At 56.7% G+C, this 16,414-nt stretch carries 16 protein-coding genes and 1 pseudogene; 12 read left to right on the forward strand and 5 right to left on the reverse strand.

Going from position 1 to position 16,414, the window contains the following annotated elements; genetic code table 11:
• The 3 genes from R1T45_RS00710 (at position 1) to R1T45_RS00720 (ending at position 4,033) form a co-directional block, all read left to right on the forward strand.
• Positions 1-1,029 carry a branched-chain amino acid ABC transporter permease gene (locus tag R1T45_RS00710; RefSeq protein ID WP_007120584.1) on the forward strand — a complete coding sequence of 343 codons (1,029 nt, stop codon included), beginning with the start codon at positions 1-3 and terminating at the stop codon, positions 1,027-1,029.
• Positions 1,030-1,070: 41 nt separating this feature from the next.
• A complete protein-coding gene (locus tag R1T45_RS00715) occupies positions 1,071-2,240 on the forward strand; it encodes an ABC transporter substrate-binding protein (RefSeq protein WP_152467149.1) in 1,170 nt (389 codons plus the stop codon).
• A 518-nt stretch (positions 2,241-2,758) separates the two neighbouring features.
• Positions 2,759-4,033, forward strand: coding sequence for a hypothetical protein (locus tag R1T45_RS00720; RefSeq protein WP_007121030.1), 1,275 nt, complete (start codon positions 2,759-2,761; stop codon positions 4,031-4,033).
• A 577-nt stretch (positions 4,034-4,610) separates the two neighbouring features.
• Here R1T45_RS00720 and R1T45_RS00725 read toward each other — a convergent pair.
• Entirely contained in the window at positions 4,611-4,943 is a 333-nt protein-coding gene (locus R1T45_RS00725) for a type II toxin-antitoxin system HicB family antitoxin (protein WP_007121032.1), read from the reverse strand.
• Positions 4,940-5,194, reverse strand: coding sequence for a type II toxin-antitoxin system HicA family toxin (locus R1T45_RS00730; protein ID WP_007121033.1), 255 nt, complete (start codon positions 5,192-5,194; stop codon positions 4,940-4,942). The genes R1T45_RS00725 and R1T45_RS00730 overlap by 4 nt, the downstream gene beginning before the upstream one ends.
• Before the next feature lie 154 nt (positions 5,195-5,348).
• Here R1T45_RS00730 and R1T45_RS00735 point away from each other — a divergent pair, with 154 nt between their 5' ends.
• Positions 5,349-5,801, forward strand: coding sequence for a helix-turn-helix domain-containing protein (locus R1T45_RS00735; RefSeq protein WP_083790418.1), 453 nt, complete (start codon positions 5,349-5,351; stop codon positions 5,799-5,801).
• Positions 5,802-6,149: 348 nt separating this feature from the next.
• On the opposite strand, the gene istB is transcribed toward R1T45_RS00735, so the two are convergent.
• From istB to R1T45_RS00750, 3 genes and pseudogenes are all read right to left on the reverse strand, one after another.
• On the reverse strand, positions 6,150-6,878 hold the full coding sequence (gene istB / locus R1T45_RS00740; protein ID WP_317388941.1) for an IS21-like element ISPkr1 family helper ATPase IstB: 729 nt from the start codon (positions 6,876-6,878) through the stop codon (positions 6,150-6,152).
• The gene (istA, locus tag R1T45_RS00745) at positions 6,808-8,376 is read right to left on the reverse strand and encodes an IS21 family transposase (RefSeq protein WP_317388942.1); all 1,569 of its coding nucleotides are present in this window, start codon (positions 8,374-8,376) and stop codon (positions 6,808-6,810) included. Before istA ends, istB begins: the two co-directional genes overlap by 71 nt.
• 111 nt (positions 8,377-8,487) lie before the next feature.
• Positions 8,488-8,871, reverse strand: a pseudogene (locus R1T45_RS00750) (hypothetical protein); the annotation flags it as partial.
• Positions 8,872-9,003: 132 nt separating this feature from the next.
• Here R1T45_RS00750 and R1T45_RS00755 point away from each other — a divergent pair.
• From R1T45_RS00755 to R1T45_RS00790, 8 genes are all read left to right on the forward strand, one after another.
• Positions 9,004-9,318 (forward strand): hypothetical protein, encoded by a 315-nt coding sequence (locus R1T45_RS00755; protein WP_007121036.1) that lies wholly within the window; start codon positions 9,004-9,006, stop codon positions 9,316-9,318.
• A 253-nt stretch (positions 9,319-9,571) separates the two neighbouring features.
• Positions 9,572-9,955 (forward strand): lytic transglycosylase domain-containing protein, encoded by a 384-nt coding sequence (locus R1T45_RS00760; RefSeq protein ID WP_007121037.1) that lies wholly within the window; start codon positions 9,572-9,574, stop codon positions 9,953-9,955.
• Positions 9,956-9,969: 14 nt separating this feature from the next.
• The gene (locus R1T45_RS00765) at positions 9,970-10,251 is read left to right on the forward strand and encodes a TrbC/VirB2 family protein (protein ID WP_039965702.1); all 282 of its coding nucleotides are present in this window, start codon (positions 9,970-9,972) and stop codon (positions 10,249-10,251) included.
• 15 nt (positions 10,252-10,266) lie between these two features.
• Complete coding sequence (locus R1T45_RS00770; protein ID WP_007121039.1) at positions 10,267-10,545, forward strand: type IV secretion system protein VirB3; 279 nt, start codon at positions 10,267-10,269, stop codon at positions 10,543-10,545.
• Positions 10,520-12,910, forward strand: coding sequence for a type IV secretion system protein B4 (locus R1T45_RS00775; protein WP_007121040.1), 2,391 nt, complete (start codon positions 10,520-10,522; stop codon positions 12,908-12,910). Before R1T45_RS00770 ends, R1T45_RS00775 begins: the two co-directional genes overlap by 26 nt.
• Positions 12,911-13,199: 289 nt before the next feature.
• The gene (locus tag R1T45_RS00780; protein WP_276154815.1) at positions 13,200-14,396 is read left to right on the forward strand and encodes an IS256 family transposase; all 1,197 of its coding nucleotides are present in this window, start codon (positions 13,200-13,202) and stop codon (positions 14,394-14,396) included.
• A 123-nt stretch (positions 14,397-14,519) separates the two neighbouring features.
• Positions 14,520-15,632, forward strand: a complete 1,113-nt coding sequence (locus R1T45_RS00785; protein WP_007121041.1) for a transglycosylase SLT domain-containing protein — start codon at positions 14,520-14,522, stop codon at positions 15,630-15,632.
• Complete coding sequence (locus R1T45_RS00790) at positions 15,629-16,396, forward strand: type IV secretion system protein (protein WP_007121042.1); 768 nt, start codon at positions 15,629-15,631, stop codon at positions 16,394-16,396. The genes R1T45_RS00785 and R1T45_RS00790 overlap by 4 nt, the downstream gene beginning before the upstream one ends.
• The last annotated feature ends 18 nt before the right edge of the window (positions 16,397-16,414 follow it).

Here is a 16,414-nt window from a genome sequence, read left to right on the forward strand (position 1 = left end):
ATGGCACAAACACATAAACAAAAGCGCCTGAGTGCTTGGTCCACGCCAATCTTGCTGATCGCCATTCTGGTGGTGTTCACATTGCTGGTCACGCTTCTGGGTGACAAATCATTGGCGCGTATGGCGGCGCAAACCCTGATCCGCGTGACCTTTGTTGTCGGGCTTTGGATATTCGTTGGCAACTCCGGCCTCGTCAGTTTCGGACATGCCGGTTACATGGCGATCGGGGCCTATTGCTCTGCATGGCTGACCCTGAGGCCCCAGATGAAGGGGATGTTCCTACCTGATCTCTGGCCGTATCTGGCGACTGCTGAATGGCATGGTTTTCCGGCTGCTGTTGCTTCGGGCCTTCTGGCGGCTGTCATTGCACTGATTTCAGGTGCTGCGATCTTGCGGCTCTCCGGCATCGCCGCCTCTATCGCGACATTCGCATTTCTGGCAATTGTCTACACCGTTTATTCCAGCTGGGAAGGCGTCACGGGGGCCACGTCTTCTGTTGTCGGCCTGACACGATATGCCGATCAATGGGTTACTCTGGGGTGGGCCTCTGTCACAGTTCTGGCCGCTGCGTGGTATGCCAACTCCGCATCCGGACTGGCCTTGCGTGCCAGCCGCGAAGACGAAGTGGCCGCAGACGCCAGCGGTATCAACATGTATGGCCATCGGCTCATTTCTCTTGTGGTCTCTGCCTTCTTTGCGGGTGTCGCGGGTGCGCTCTTTGGCCATTCGCTTGGTGTTCTGAACCCCAACAGCTTCTACCTCGGCATTACCTTCATTACCCTTGCAATGCTTGTCGTGGGCGGCATTGGCAGCCTGACCGGCGCTGTCATGGGGGTCCTTGTTCTGTCCATCATCATCGAGGGGCTCGTGCGGATGGAGCGGGGCATGGAGATTGGCGAGACGACATTGGCTCTGCCAACGGGTGCTCAGGAAATCATCATCGGGATCATCATGATCCTGGTTCTCATTCTACGCCCTGCCGGTCTGACTGGCGGGCGTGAACTCCGGCTGCGGATCGGTGGCCGCTAACCGGAAAATCAAACACATCGAAACCTAAAGGGAGACGACTAATGAAACACTTCTTCACTGCAACAGCCCTCACGTTAGCGCTTGGCGCGCCCGCCATGGCCGATGACATAACAATCGGTTTTGCCATTGCAAAATCCGGTTGGCTCGAAGCCTATGACGCCCCTGCCGTCGCCGCGGCGCGCATCCGGATTGATGAGATCAATGCGGCCGGCGGTCTGCTTGGCAAGCAGATCAAATGGATCGAAGCCGATACCAAGAGCGATCAGGCACAGTCCGCAAGTGCCGGTCTGCAACTGGTCGATGAAGGCGCGGAAATGCTGATCGTGACCTGTGACTACGACTTTGGCGCACCTGCAGCCTTGGCGGCTGAGGCGGCGGGCCTGAACTCCTTCTTCCTCTGCGCAGAAGACATCAAGGCAGGTATCCAAGGGGTTGGCCCGAACAGTTTCTCCGCCTCTGTTCTGGCGGCTGTTCAAGGGGCGACGATGGCGGAATGGTCCGTTAAGGAGCGTTCAGCAAAAACCGGCTATGTGCTGCTTGATACGACAATCGAATACAACAAAGGTATCTGCACCGGATTCGACTGGATGTTCCCCAAAGCGGGTGGCGAGATTGTCGGTCGTGATACCTTCCTCAATGGCGATGCCTCCATCGCCAGCCAGATCACCCGGATCAAAGGCCTTGAGAGCGAACCAGACGTGATCATGCTGTGCTCCTACATTCCGGGGGCTGCGTCTGCTGTGCGCCAAATTCGGGCAGCGGGCATCAACTCGACCATCCTGAACGGCTCTGCGGTTGATGGCTCCTACTGGCTGGACGCCGCACCTGATTTGTCCAACTTCATTGTGCCGGTTCAAGGGTCTATCTACGGCGATGATACGCGTCCTGCCGTAAACGAACTCCGTGATGCGTTTGAGGCGGCTACAGGCGCTGGTCCGTCCAGCACATACGCGTATCCGGGTTATCTGCTGATTGATCTATGGGCCAAAGCGGTCGAACGGGCCGGAACTGTCGAAGCATCAGCCGTAACAGCCGAACTTGAGAAGATGGATGGCGAACCAACAGTCTTTGGTCCGCGCAGCTTCTCTGATCAGATCCACCACCAGAACTCTGCTGAAATGCAGATTGTCGAGATTACAGATGGCAAACCAGGTGTCATCGGCAGCTTTACAATCAGCGAACCTGTGCCGCTGGACGTGCTGCTGAAGTAAGCCGGCTCTGGATGCAAAACAATGCGGGTGTTCCATGTTTGGAGCACCCTTTTTCATATGCTTCTGGTGGCCAGAATGATTTGCACCCTAGGCTCGACATCGCAAATCAACGAAGAGAGACAACAGAGACGAGACAGTTATGCAGTGGAGGTGCTGCACCAAGGTGTCGCAACGTTCTCCCAATGCCAGATTTGGGCTGCCGTTTTTGAGGCAATTCCGCCTTCCCCAGACTGCAGACTTTAGCTCTACTGAAGAAAACCGTGCGCTCTGGGCTCTTGTTCCTGTTTCGCTGCATTGTGCACGAAGGTCCGGTTTCAGTTTTGGGTGAGTTAATTACGCCCTTGCTGACTACCGCGCGAGGCTAGGCCAGCCTGTTTGCCCTAAAGGCCGAATGCAGATGGCCCTTTAACCGCTTGCTCGGTTCGCAGAAGATAACTACGATTCAACACAGCCGGAGGATTGGTCCACTGGCTTTTGGTTTCAAGTCCAGTTTCAACAACAAATGGAGGATTATCGCTATGGATAATCGGTTCGCTTACATGCGCAAATACCTTGGGTTTTCCCAAAAGGATGCATCCAACATTTTTTCCACTCGGCTCGATACGATCAAGAAATGGGACAGCGGCAAACTGCTAGTGCCGGGTCCGGTTTTGGAAGAACTTTATGATTATATACGGTTCACAAATGATATGGTTGTCGAGTTTTGCGACGAGCGCCAAGCGGAAGATGAAGACGAGGGGATCGACGAAATCTACCTGCGCACCTTCACAGTTGAAGGTCTTGCCGAGCAAGGCTTGCCGCCCTCCCTTGGTTGGCAAGATCAAGTCATTGGTGCAATTATCGGTCGTCTTGCTTCCATCCACGTCTACGGCGCGGATACGCTGCCAGAGCATCATGACCCCGACTATCATTGGTATGAGTATTGGGGCCTTGAGCCAGTAAAGAAGCCAACAGAATTTTTCACCATCCAGGACGAAGCATTGTTCGCGAATGAACTTGCAAAAGCTGTTGAAGGTAACTTTTGGCAAGTGGATTTTGACCCAGACGAAAACTACTATTTGATTGGATTCCGAACAAAGTCAGTGTCCAAAGTTACACGCCATATTTGGATCAGAGCTGTTCGCGCTGGTCGAGGTTCGGAACTTGTAGAACGTTTCGCTGGTGAACCACTACGATATTGCGATTCATTTGGCGAAGGTGCCCCATACATCGAAGGACCAAACAAGGCCAAAATCCCTGTCGGTTTTGCGTCCGGCCATGACGATGACACCGTTGATCCGCATACATTAGCGGAGACACTTTTTGCGGCCCTCGCAACATCCTACCCAACCAAAGGCGCTATGCGTGAAGCGTGCCGCGACCGATATGCGGCATTGGTCGGTGCTGACGAGGGCTACACAGCCGATTTTATGAACGATTGGGACGTGAAAGACACTCGCTTTGTTTCTCACAACTTTATCGCAGCCCTGTTTTTTGAAACCCAAAAACAGACCGGCTTGACGTTGCACCCCGAAGCTATGGTTGAACTATGCTCGATACTCGCCAAGTCGGAACCGTCGATACGCAGCATGGATCACGAAGTTGTTGTGATCGACATGGGCGAAATGGTGTTCACCATCACGCTTGATCTACGCGACGTTCTTTCCCAATCGGGTGATGGCAGAGACTTTCACACCGAAGCAAGCAAAGCCCTTGATGTTATCCAAGCGTCAATCGGAAACGATGGTCTGACCCGTATAGAGCCGTTCAGCACAATCGAAATCGAATTTACTTCGGACGACGCAGAAGGATAGGACACCTACCTTTATCTTCCCCGAAATAATCCTCGGGGGAGCGCCACTGGCGCGGGGGCAGATAGCCCCCTTCGTAGCTTGTCTTAGGGACCGGTGTTGGTACAATAAAGCATTATTGACCGATTGAGAGTGGATTGAATCTTGCCGTTGAACCCACCAGAAACACCCAATGTATTAACAGAGGTCGCATTGAAACAGCGCCTTGAGACGGGTTCGAAACTCATCATTACATGCAACGTATCGCCAACGCGCAAAGCATCATCATGGTTTGGAGTTTGGACGATGCACGCAGAACATGCCGATGGGACTACGCAAATGTTGGTCACGGCGCGCTCTAGGATGGCAGGTGAAATTTCCATTCGTGAGTTCAAAACCGTGACGGGAATCGTGTCTTTTCTGACCGACTGCGGTTTCACCAAAATTTCCTTCCCCGTGATTGAGGGCGACACCGTGAGACTACCGCTGGATACTTAAATCTAAGCATACCCAGCAGTAAGTTTGGTTGCCAATGCCCCGCCCTGTTGGGCGGGCAGCGCGTTACCCACAATCCCGACGCTTCGATGTTCAGTGTCTTCGTTTACTCCGCCGCGCGACCAAGAACTTCTTCGGCCCATTGGTTCAGGCTTTTGCCAGACAGCTCCGCCGCGAGTGCCGCCTTGCGGTGTACCTCGGGATCGACGCGAAACATGACTTGACCCGAGAATGCTTTTTGCGGCTCCTTGCCGACCTTTGCGCAAGTCTCAACGTAGTCTTCAACCGCTTCATGAAAGGCATCCCGCAACGCTTCAACCGTGTCAGCATGAAATCCGACACCATCGCTGATACCGGCAAGGCGGCCAGTGAAAATGCCATCTTCATCATCATACTCGATGCGGGCTGAGTAGCCTTTGTAGGTCATGGTATTGGTCATGGCGTTACTCCGATCCGTTCCAAGAATGCGCGGGCGGCGCGCACCTGATAGCGTTTGGCTTCCTTGGCGGGATGCGGACGATGAAACGTCTCGACCTCGCCGTCCTTTTCGAACCGCACTCGTGAACCGCGTCCTTCGATGACCTGCGCACCAGCTGCGACAAGTAATCTCTCAACAGCGGACCATTCGACTGTTCCCGACACTGGGTCGGCAAAGACAACGGCCAGAGTCTTGCGGTGTTTGCTATTCATGGGTCTATATAGGTCATGCTTGCATATATTGCAAGCAAGTTGCTCACTAGGGTGTGTGCCGGTTTCTCATGATGCGCCGCACCAAACGTCAAAACAACAAAATCTGTAGTATACTCCGTCGCACTATCAGCCAAAATCAAGCCATTGATCTCGCATGGATTTACGAGATCGCGTTGGTGCAAATTTAAGAAAACTAAGGCGGCTTCAATCCCTTAGCCAAGAAGCCCTGTCACTTAAGGCAGGACTTGAACGAGGCTATGTTGGCCGACTGGAACGTTCACAATATTATACCTCAATGGCGACCGTGCAAAAGCTTGCTTTTGCTCTCGAAGTTGACCCCATCGAGTTAATCGAGCCAGTTCTGATAACCCGCGGTAAAAAGTCAGGAACCGCCGATCATGAAACCTCAGATGATCAAAAGGTGTCTGGAGGCTCACAGCTGCTTGCTGTGCCGTTTCAAGAGGGATTTGAGAAGCGGCAAGACGATCTTACCCTCGTATTGATCGACTATAGATGGAACGACGGATCAACTGTTCGCCGCTGGCTTGTCGATCCGAAGAAGGTCAAACAATCGGCCATTGTCGTGAAACCTTGCATACTGCTTTGACAAAGGCAGATACCTGCTCAGTAGGAAAACCAGTCTGAATGACCCATATTGCCTCCGTAGTCGCCATATTCGACCATGATATCGCGCGAGTAGAAGTTTCCAAAACCACGCCCAACGGGCAACAAAATAGTTTGCCCGCTTTCGGAGACAAATGAGCTCGGCCAACGCGTGTGCGAGCCGTAGACACGTGCGATATATCGGCAGGTTCGGTTTTCACGGTGTCAATCGGCAAGCAATCATAACCCCTTATCGGCATCCAATAGTGACCCCCCTTTGGGCGCTCGGTAGCTGGCCCGATGCGGTGTAGCCTTTATACAGCGCAGCCGTATCGGGCCAGCGGGGTTTAGGTCATTCGCGGGTCTTGAAGCGCCAGCTCTCGTTGCCGGTTTCGACGATGTCGCAGTGGTGGGTAAGGCGATCGAGTAGTGCTGTCGTCATCTTGGCGTCACCGAAGACCGATGGCCATTCACCGAAGTCGAGGTTGGTCGTTACGATGATGGACGTGCGCTCGTAGAGGCGACTGACGAGGTGGAACAGCAGCTGACCGCCGGTCTGGGCGAATGGGAGATAGCCGAGCTCGTCGAGGATCAGGAAGTCGAGGCGGCACAAGAGATCCGCAGTGCGCCCCTGGCGATCAGCGCGGGCTTCTGCGTCGAGTTTGTTCACAAGGTCGACGATGTTGAAGAAGCGGCCGCGCTTACCACGGCGGATGCAGGCCCTGGCGATGCTCACGGCAAGATGGGATTTGCCGGTCCCGGTGCCGCCGATCAGCACTACGTTGCGTTGATGCTCAAGGAACTCTCCGGAGGCCAGATCGCGCACCAGCGTCTCGTTGACCGGCGTGTTCTCGAAGCTGAACTCATCGACCTCCTTGGCCAGTGGTAGTTTAGCAATCCTCATCTGGTATCTGATCGAACGCGCCTGCTTTTCGCTGATCTCGGCGTGCAGGAGGTCGCCGACGATCTGTTGCGGTTCGTGCTGACGCTTCACTGCTGTCGTGATGATCTCATCGTAGGCGGCCTTCATGCCGTAGAGCTTCAGCTGGCTCATCGCGTCCAGCACTTGTGATCTTTCCATGGTTGGGTCTCCTGAGGCTGTCGTAACGTTGGCAATCGGCCACGGGCTGGCAAGTCAGCCGCAACGCGTCCGGCGTATCGATGGTCAACGGCGGCGGCGGCTCACGATGTCGGGCCAAGAGGTTAATGATGACGGAGGCGGCGTGAGCCCCTTCATTCAGGGCTTCGGCACAAGCGGCATCCACCGCATCCAGCCCGTCGGTTGGGATCATGCTCAGGATCTGAACCATCTGGCGGTCGCCGTTCGGCACCTTACCAAGCTTGCGCTGCACACGCCTGATTGCTGGCGGCAGCTCCCAGTCCTTGAAGGGCGCACCATTCCTGAGCGCGCCCGGTTTTCGAGCCAGGACAGGGATGTAATGCAGCGGATTGTAAATCGCCTTGTCGCGGCCGAAGGCTCGGTCGTGCTGCCCCACAATCTTACCGTCCTGCCAGAACTCAACTCGCTCGGCATAAGCACGGATCTCAACTGGGCGACCGACGGCTCGACCATCCACCGAGTAGCGGTTCTTATCGAACCGAACGAGGCAGGTTTTGGACACCGAGGCAGGCAGGGCGTGGAAGCCATTGAAGGGGCCGACATACGGCACCAAGCTGGCTCGTTCTTGCTCGAACACCTCCCAAGTTGTTCGATCCCGGAGCTCGGGGTGCGGGTTGGACTGAGCCCAGGCAACGCACCGGTCTTCAAGCCAAGCGTTCAGTTCGGCATAGCTTTTAAACTTCGGTCGCGGCACGAAGAACCGCCGCCGGACGACGCCGACCTGGTTCTCGACCTGTCCCTTCTCCCAGCCCGAGGCGGGGGTGCAGGCGACCGGATCGACCAGGTAATGTCCGCACATCTGCTGGAACCGGCGATTATAGGCGCGGTCGCGACCGACAAAGATCGTATCCACCGCCGTCTTCATGTTGTCGTAAATCCCCCGAGCACAGGCTCCGCCGAAGAAGGCAAAAGCTTTGTCGTGGGCGTCAAAGACCATCTCCTGTGACTCGCGCGGGTAGGCTCGCACGAACAGCATTCGGCTATGGCAAAGGCGGACGTGCGCCACCTTCACTGTCGTCGTCGCGCCATCGATCACCACGATCTCATGGCTCCAATCAAACTGATAGGCCTCACCGGGATCGAAGGTCAGCGGCACATAGGCAGCGGCCGATGCCGCCTGTTCGTCCTTGGACCATGAGGCCGCGTAGCGCCGGACAGCATCGTAGCCGCCGTCATATCCGAGGGCTCTGAGTTCTTCGAAGACCCTAATCCGGGTCAGCCTCTCACGCTTGGGCTTTCGCGCGTTCACTGACAGCATCTCGTCGAGCTTGTCTTTCCAGGGCCCAATCTTCGGCTGTGGCTGGACCGTCCGCTCGTAGGTGAGCTCCGTCACACCGGATCGGATCACCTTGCGCACCGTGTTCCGCGATACCCGCAATTCCCGGCAAATCTGCTTAATCGGCTTCTTGTCCTGAAAATACGCCCGCCGGATCTTCGCAATCGTCTCCACAACCAACATCCCAAACTGTGCTCCCCGATAGCCTCGGGGGCATTATCCACATCGGTGTAAGGGGGTCATTTTTGGACGCCGATCACCCCTCTACGGGGTCAAAATTGCATGCTTGTTCACATCACGGTCACAAGACCGAATACTCCAGTCCCACTGCCTTGGATCGTCACGCGGCGTGTAAGAGCGGCCTGTGAACCAGATCACATGTGTGCGGTTGAGCCATTCGTATTCTGGAAGGTCCGTATCAACCTCGCCCTCACCGCCGGGGCCACCCAATTCAATCGGTACTGCGGCGAAGGTGCAAATCCCGAACGGAGGCCTACTCGGCCACGGCGTGATGCGGCGGATCATTGTGCGATAGGCCCGCGCGCAGACCGCGCTCGGAGGAAATCCACCCGCCATACAGAGCATAATCGCGCAATCTATATCGTAGGCCTGCGCCTTTTTAGGTGCGCCAAATGTCATCAAAACACCAAAGATTGCTGACAAAATAAGCCGTTTCATCGGAGACTCCTTTGTTTGGTTTCGTCCTATGGTTTAGCATTTTGTTAAATTCTGCAATATATCATATTGACTCAATGTGTCTTTCCGCTTGTACTAGGTCGGACTAGAAGGGCTCTCAGGGGGAGAGTCCAAATGCCGATAGCGCGCAATCAAATCTTGATCACACTCGATGGGGTCAAAGACCTTCAAAAGAGGGAAGTTGCGTTCCGCTGCCGGTATGAACTCGTGGGGTTCACGGACGATGGCAAGCCGCGCTACCAGTGCATCTACCTGCGTGAGGGCGAACCCGAAGCCATTCTTGTGTCCACGCGGATCACGCCTCTCGGGCCAGAAGCGCGATACTTCAATATCTGGCCGGGGCTTTTCAAACACCATCTCGAGTTTGGCGACGGGCGCGATTTGCGCTTTGGTGCTGACTACAACATTACCCTCGAGGGCAACGGCTGACGTTCTAGCCTTTCGCGCTGACGGAACGGCTACGGCGTCTGGGTGGACGTTTCACAGAACACGCCCGAGCTGGGCCACGTCCGACGATGCTGTGGAAGCGCAACCTGTTGCCGTTGCACCAATTGCGCCTGCGGCGGGAGCCTCTGCCCAAGTTCTCTCACTCATTCGTCAGACGGCCAGCCGGCACCAAAACAACAGGGCCATCGCGCAAGCAGGCCTTTCGACGCGAGACTGGCACGTTCTGTTTCAAGCGATGATTGAAGCGGAGAGCAGTTACAATCCGACTGCCATCAGCCCCAAGGGTGCCTATGGCTTAGGGCAATTGATGCCTGCTACGGCACGCGAGCTTGGTGTGGATCCCCGCGATATCTCTCAGAACCTCGACGGCGCAGCACGCTACCTGCTAACCCAACTGGCAGAATTCCGAAGCGTCGAACTTGCCTTAGCCGCCTATAACGCTGGGCCCCATCGCGTTGAGCAATACTCAGGCGTACCGCCGTTTTCTGAAACACGCGCCTACATTGCACGCATCCACGACATTCGTGAACGGCTGTCCGGTGGAACGTCGCAGCCAGCACCAATCCGCGTCGCCAATACAGCACCCACACGCGCTCCCGTCATTATTGAACTGAACTGATCAAGGACATTTTCATGCCAAGACACCACTCACGATACTTGCCACTCATGGTCGCAACCTTAGCGCTCCTTGCCTCCCCTGCCTTCGCGCAAGACTTGTCGCCCATTCAAACAATGTTGGAGACGGTCGAAGCCGCACTCACAGGACCAATTGGCATTGCCGTGGCTACTCTAGCGGTCATTGGCACAGGCTTCATGTGCATGATGGGGCGGCTGAACTGGGGATGGTTCGCCTCCGTGATCATCGGGATCGTGTTGATTTTCTCGGCGGGCACCATCGTCGACGGCTTCACCTAAGAGCAGGCAGAGCAGATGGCAGAACGTTCCCCACTTTTCCTCGGCCTCGCACGCCCACCCAAGTATCTGGGTCTCCCTGTCGGATATCTGGTGGTCTTGGCCATGGGGGTCGTTCTGCCATTTATCTGGACGAAATCTCTGATCTTTTTCCTGATCGGGATCATTGCCTATCCAGTCCTTTGGTTCGTTGCGGACAAAGAGCCTCATTTCTTTGAAGTGCTGCGCATCTCCTTTGGCACCGTGCGCCCGACCAAAAACCGCGCACATCATGGGGGTGACAGCTTTGGCGCTTGATGGTGGAACTTTGAGCGGCATCGGCCCTGCGGTGCGTGAAGCTGGGGGAACAGGATTTGCCCGTGAAAGCTACCTTGCGGAGCACCTGCCCTATTTTGCTTTGGCAACGGACGATGTGATGGTGCTGCGCGAAGGCGATCTTCTGGCAACCCTACGCCTTGATGGTCTGAACCCGATGACTACCGAGGACGATCGCCTTGATGCGCTCAAGCGCGCGGTTGCCGCAATCGTGGCCCAAACCGGGAATACGTTCGGTTTTTACATCCACCGCGTCTCTGTTCCACAAAACTTAGACCTTAAGCCCGTCGAGGGTGATACCTTCGCGTCCCAAGTCGATGCCCGTTGGGCAGCTCACATCAAAGGCCTGCGACCTTCCAAGCGGCAGATGTATCTCAGCGTCATTCGCCGCCCCAATCTCGCAGCCCGCATCCCATTTTTGCGCGCACTCGCCCGCAAAGCTTGGGTCAAAGACCGCGCAGCGCGTGTTCAAGAGCTCAACGAGGTTATGGGCTTCTTTGCGGTGGCCCTCTCTTCGGCAAACCCTGTTCGCTTAACAAAGACGGGCGGTGAATGGCTCGGGTATCTGAACACGCTCAACGCAGGCAGCTTTTCACCCATCGCATTTGGTCAAAGCCCCCTGCCCCTGTCTCATACCATCAGTGATTGCCGCGCGACGTTCGATGGAGATGTGGCGACGATTACATGTGCCACAACAGGTGCCGTCAAATATGGCGCGCTCTTTAGCATCAAATCCTATCCCGCACTGACAGACGTGACGCTTCTCGATGCGTTAGATCTGCCTCTCGATATCGTACTGACCAATTCATTCAGTCCAATCCCGAACAACATCATGGCCGAGCGCATCCAGCGCATCATCAGACAGATGCATGCGTCAGATGATGCCGCCGTGTCATTGCGCGACCAATTGGCCTTGGCTGCAGACGATCAAGAGGCGGGACGCATCGCCTTTGGCGACCATCACCTTTCCATCGCCGTCTATGCGCCTGACCGCGACACACTTGAACGCGCCGCCGCACAGATCAAACGGGTCGGCCAAGAAATCATGGCTGTGATCGTGCGCGAAAACATGGCGCTGAAAGCCACCTATTTTGCACAGAGCCCGGGCAACTTTGGCTATCGCGCCCGAAAGACACCAATCTCATCGACCAATTTTTCTGATTTTGCAGCCCTTCACGGCAGTGTTGAAGGGCGTAGCAATGACGAGAGCCCGTGGGGTCAGAGCATTGCGGTTCTGCCAACAGTGGGTACATCAGGCTACCGTTTCAACTTCCACGAAGCGGGTTCTGCAAGCAAAGAACCTACTGTGGGCCACACACTGGTTTTAGGGCGCACGGGAACTGGCAAAACATTGACGACTGCCTTCCTCACCGCGCAAGCGCAACGGATCGGCGCACGCCTGTTCTTCTTTGACAAAGATCGCGGCTTGGAAATGGCAGTCCGAGCTTTGGGTGGCCGTTACAATGAAATCCGCGCAGGCGTGCCCACAGGCCTCAACCCGCTCGCCTCTGAAATCGATGAACGCGGACGCGCTTGGTTATCCGATTGGTTGGCCACCTTGCTGACGCGCAGCGGTGCCTTATCCGGAGAACAATCGCGCCACATCCAGGGTGCGGTAACACAGAATGCAGATGCTGGCGCAGCCTTACAGCGCTTTGCCAGCTTTGAAACCTTGTTCCAGTCCTTGGATGATGATGGCGAGCTGCAGTCCCGCGTCGCAGAATGGGCCCCCGGCGGTCGGTTTGGCTGGGTATTTGATGAACCCGACCGTGGGCAGCGCCTCGATCTCTCTGGCGACATCGTCGGGTTTGATATGACTGAGATCCTCGACATGACAACGGAGCGCATGGCTGTGCTTTCATACATTTTCCGCCAGATTGAACGCGTAGTTGAAGACCGTCGACCCACCATCATCGTCTTGGACGAGGCGTGGAAACTACTGGATGATCCTTATTTCGGCGCACGGTTGGAAAACTGGCTCGTGACCCTGCGCAAGATGAACTGCGTCGTGATCATGATGACGCAGTACCCCAGCCAGTTGCGCGACAGCCGCGTTGGCAAAACCATTGTTGAAACCGTCCCGACGCAGATCCTGTTTCCCAACGACCGCGCCACGGTGGCCGATTACGATTTTCTGCGCGTGAACTCCAAGGAAGCTGCTTTGCTCGTCCAACCCACCATTGGCCAACGCATCGCGCTGGTGCGCTCCGCGGGTGACAGCGTCTTTGTCGATGCTGACCTCTCTGCCCTTGGCGACTTGCTGCCAATCTTGGGCGGCGGTGCCACAGGTGAGGCCCGCGTGCCAGCCGACTGGCGTTCAAACCCAGATTTTTGGAGACCACAATGAGATATTCCCAAACCATTCTTGTGCTTTCGGCTGCGCTGTTGCTATCGGCCTGCGCGCAATACACCGAGAAAACGTCCCCATGCTTTAACCGAAGCGGTGACCCGGTGGTGACACGCGCAACGCTATCCTTCGCGGCCACGGCACCAGTTTCGGTAGTGCCCCACCCCGTGGTGTAGGAGGCCGCGCGCGAAGCCATTGGCTTAGCGCAGCGCGCGGCCGGGCTGGCGGCCACCGCGTTTCTTCGTAGTCTGAGGTTGCTCAAAGACCGACGACAACGAAGGAGAACACGATGACCAACCCCATAATCGACCTTCCGGGGGTGATCGCCAAGAGCGATGACGCAGATTTTCTGCGCGAGCTGATCCAGGACGCCGCGCAGCGGCTTATGGACATCGAAGTGGCCGCTGTCTGCGGCGCCGCGCATGGCGAGCGCAGCCCGGACCGCGAGAACCAGCGTAACGGCTATCGGCCGCGACAGTGGGATACCCGGGCGGGAACCATCGGCCTGAACATCCCGAAGCTACGTAAAGGCAGTTACTTCCCGACCTTCCTCGAGCCACGCAGGACCGCCGAGAAGGCGCTGATGGCGGTGATCCAGGAGGCCTATATCCAAGGCGTCTCCACCCGCGCGGTGGATGACCTGGTGCGCGCCATGGGGCTGTCCGGCACTTCGAAGAGCCAGGTGTCACGGCTATGCGAGGAGATCGACGAGCGGGTGCAAGCGTTCCTGAACCGCCCCCTCGAGGGCGATTGGCCCTTCCTCTGGCTGGACGCTACCTACGTAAAGCTGCGCGAGGGCGGGCGGATCGTATCCATGGCGGTGATAGTGGCGGTGGCGGTCAACACTGACGGGCGGCGCGAGATCTTGGGAATCACCGTCCTGCCATCCGAGGCCGAGACCTTCTGGGCCGATTTCCTGCGCTCGCTGACCCGGCGCGGACTGCGCGGCATCCGGATGGTCATCAGCGATGCACATGAAGGCCTCAAGGCCGCGGCGCGCAAGGTCCTGGGTGCTGGATGGCAGCGCTGCCGAGTGCATTTCCAGCGCAACCTGCTGGCCCGGGTGAGCAAGACCAACAAACCGGTGGTCAGCGCCGTGGTGAAGACCGTCTTCGCCGAAAAGGACCGCAATCAGGCTCATCTGCGCTGGCGCGAGGTCGCCGACAACCTGCGTGACCGGTACCGCGATGTAGCCGAGCTAATGGACGAGGCCGAGCACGATGTGCTGGCCTACATGGCGTTCGACGAGAGCCTGCGCTCGAAGTTGCACAGCACCAACCCCTTGGAGCGCGTTAACAAGGAAATCAAGCGGCGCACCAACGTCGTCGGCATCTTCCCCAATCGAGAGGCCGTCATTCGGCTCGTCGGGGCGCTCATGCTGGAGCAAAATGATGAGTGGGCCGTCTCTCGCCGCTACATGCCGGTAGAAAAGCTAACCGCCGTGTGCAACCATGATGAGGAGACGGCAATGATCGCCGCTCAGTGAACGAGCGACACCAGCTATGAAGAAGCAGGTGGATGCCAGTTCCTACACCACATCCCGGGACACTACCCCAGTTTCAGCTGCGAGCGGCAAAGATTGTACTTTCGAAGCCCTGCCGCGCCCAGAATGATCCGCCCCGTCATCATATCTGCTGGGCTTTGGCTTTGCCTGCATGCAACCTCGGGCTTCGCCCAAGGTGTACCAACGCAAGACAACGCCGCAATCGGGCAAACCATTGCGCGTGTGACCGCATTGGTTCAGGATTTGGGAACCCAAGGTGACAAAGAAGCCGAGCGTTCTTCCATCGCCGAGGTGCAGGCAGATCAGCTGCGCACGCTCGAGGCAATTTCTGCCGCTATGACGGGTCCGGGCTTTGATATCAGCGCCCTTGAAGGCAACGCTGATTTTGGGGTCGCTTCCGTCTATCCCAACACCGATACAAGTCCGATGAACAGCCGCCTCTTTGGCGAGGGCCGCGAAACCGTCGAAATGATGATTGTGCGCGTTGCAGGCGAATATGCTGGCGCACCAGGCGTCGCACGGGCTGGTCTTTCCGCCACGCAATGGCGCTGCTTGTTTCAGGCACTGATCAAACAGGAAAGCCGCTTCAATATCACCGCCGAAAGCCATGTTGGCGCTTACGGACTGACACAGCTCATGCCCGGCACCGCATCGGACATGGGCGTCAATCGCTACGATCCTATGGACAACCTGCGTGGTGGCGCGCGCTACATCACGACCCAGCTGAACCGCTTTGGCAACATCCCCCATGCGCTCGCAGCCTATAACGCAGGCCCCGGACGCGTGATCGAGTATGGCGGCGTGCCGCCTTTTACCGAGACCCAAGGCTATGTGCGCAATATCTCCAAATTCTACAACGAATACCTTGCCGTTGTCGGTGGTGCGGAGGCGCTTGGCACATTGTCATCCTCAGATTTCGCCCTCGCTGAATACGCCAACATCTCGGATGCAGGCGTCTATTATGCGGCAAGCAGCCACGCCACGACGATGCAGGTCATCAACCGCCTGCGCGCGATCATTCTGCAAATCGACGCCCAACCAAATGCGAAAGCCGCGTGGGAACTCAACACCTACGCCAAAGCTGAAATCGCCCGCATCCTAAATCTGCGCGTCAGGCTGATGGCAGCCAATCAACAACGCGAAGCGACCCATGCCCAACATCTGGTCGCGGACCGCCTATCCGAGCGTGAATTCATGCAAATGGGAGTGCCAAATTGAAACAGCTTCTTCTTTCGGTCGCGGCGATAACCGCCCTTGGCCTTTCGACGCCAGCGCGCGCACAAGGCGTGCCAACGTTTGACGGCTCACAGCTTGGCCAGTTGGTCGCGCAGCTTGAGCACATGGCCGAAGACCTGAATGTTCAGCTGCAACAGCTGGCCACCATGCGGTTGGAGCTCGAGACCCAGCTTTCCCAGCTTCTTAACTTGGACGCCCAGTTGGCATCTCTTATCGAAGGCAGCGGGCTGAGCGGTCTCTTTGCATCGGTTGAAGAATTCCGCGCCTTGCGGGGCAAACTTGTTGGCCCGTTAAATACAGCGCGCTCACTGGCGAGCGGAGATTTCCTGAGTGGCTTTAATCCAGGCGCGGAACTGGAAGCATCAGTAGAGCGTGTGCTCTCCGGCAGTGGGTTCACGCCTGAGACGCTCAGCACTCTTTCGTCATCGCCACAACCTGCTGACAACCGCATTGCGACGTCCGCAGGCGCCAGCGCTATGTTGTCGGTAGCCGCGCAAGAAAGCCATGCAGAAGCAGGCCAAAGTCTGGAACGCCTTGAAACAATGGTTGGCTTGATCGACGATCAAGACGGCTTGAAAGCGGCCGTTGATTTGAACACGCGGGTCACTATCGAACTCGGGATTATCCTGACGCAAATCTGGCGCTTGGAAGCGGCACAAGGTGTTAGCGCAGGACAGCTCGGTGTGGTTGATGCGGCGACACTGGCCGATGAGCGCCGGTTCAGATCAATGGCGGTGGATCCGTGATGATGCGCCTCCCGCGTT

This window comes from Sulfitobacter sp. LC.270.F.C4 (genome assembly GCF_032922545.1).
GTDB lineage: Bacteria > Pseudomonadota > Alphaproteobacteria > Rhodobacterales > Rhodobacteraceae > Sulfitobacter > Sulfitobacter profundi.

Excerpts from the sequence above, each read along its gene's own strand:
- R1T45_RS00780 (WP_276154815.1), top strand. The coding sequence starts at position 13,200 with ATGACCAACCCCATAATCGACCTTCCGGGGGTGATCGCCAAGAGCGAT.
- istA (WP_317388942.1), bottom strand. The coding sequence starts at position 8,376 with ATGTTGGTTGTGGAGACGATTGCGAAGATCCGGCGGGCGTATTTTCAG.
- R1T45_RS00765 (WP_039965702.1), top strand. The coding sequence starts at position 9,970 with ATGCCAAGACACCACTCACGATACTTGCCACTCATGGTCGCAACCTTA.
- R1T45_RS00775 (WP_007121040.1), top strand. The coding sequence starts at position 10,520 with ATGGGGGTGACAGCTTTGGCGCTTGATGGTGGAACTTTGAGCGGCATC.
- R1T45_RS00785 (WP_007121041.1), top strand. The coding sequence starts at position 14,520 with ATGATCCGCCCCGTCATCATATCTGCTGGGCTTTGGCTTTGCCTGCAT.
- R1T45_RS00720 (WP_007121030.1), top strand. The coding sequence starts at position 2,759 with ATGGATAATCGGTTCGCTTACATGCGCAAATACCTTGGGTTTTCCCAA.
- R1T45_RS00730 (WP_007121033.1), bottom strand. The coding sequence starts at position 5,194 with ATGAATAGCAAACACCGCAAGACTCTGGCCGTTGTCTTTGCCGACCCA.
- R1T45_RS00735 (WP_083790418.1), top strand. The coding sequence starts at position 5,349 with ATGGATTTACGAGATCGCGTTGGTGCAAATTTAAGAAAACTAAGGCGG.
- R1T45_RS00710 (WP_007120584.1), top strand. The coding sequence starts at position 1 with ATGGCACAAACACATAAACAAAAGCGCCTGAGTGCTTGGTCCACGCCA.
- R1T45_RS00760 (WP_007121037.1), top strand. The coding sequence starts at position 9,572 with ATGATTGAAGCGGAGAGCAGTTACAATCCGACTGCCATCAGCCCCAAG.
- R1T45_RS00770 (WP_007121039.1), top strand. The coding sequence starts at position 10,267 with ATGGCAGAACGTTCCCCACTTTTCCTCGGCCTCGCACGCCCACCCAAG.
- R1T45_RS00755 (WP_007121036.1), top strand. The coding sequence starts at position 9,004 with ATGCCGATAGCGCGCAATCAAATCTTGATCACACTCGATGGGGTCAAA.
- R1T45_RS00725 (WP_007121032.1), bottom strand. The coding sequence starts at position 4,943 with ATGACCAATACCATGACCTACAAAGGCTACTCAGCCCGCATCGAGTAT.
- istB (WP_317388941.1), bottom strand. The coding sequence starts at position 6,878 with ATGGAAAGATCACAAGTGCTGGACGCGATGAGCCAGCTGAAGCTCTAC.
- R1T45_RS00715 (WP_152467149.1), top strand. The coding sequence starts at position 1,071 with ATGAAACACTTCTTCACTGCAACAGCCCTCACGTTAGCGCTTGGCGCG.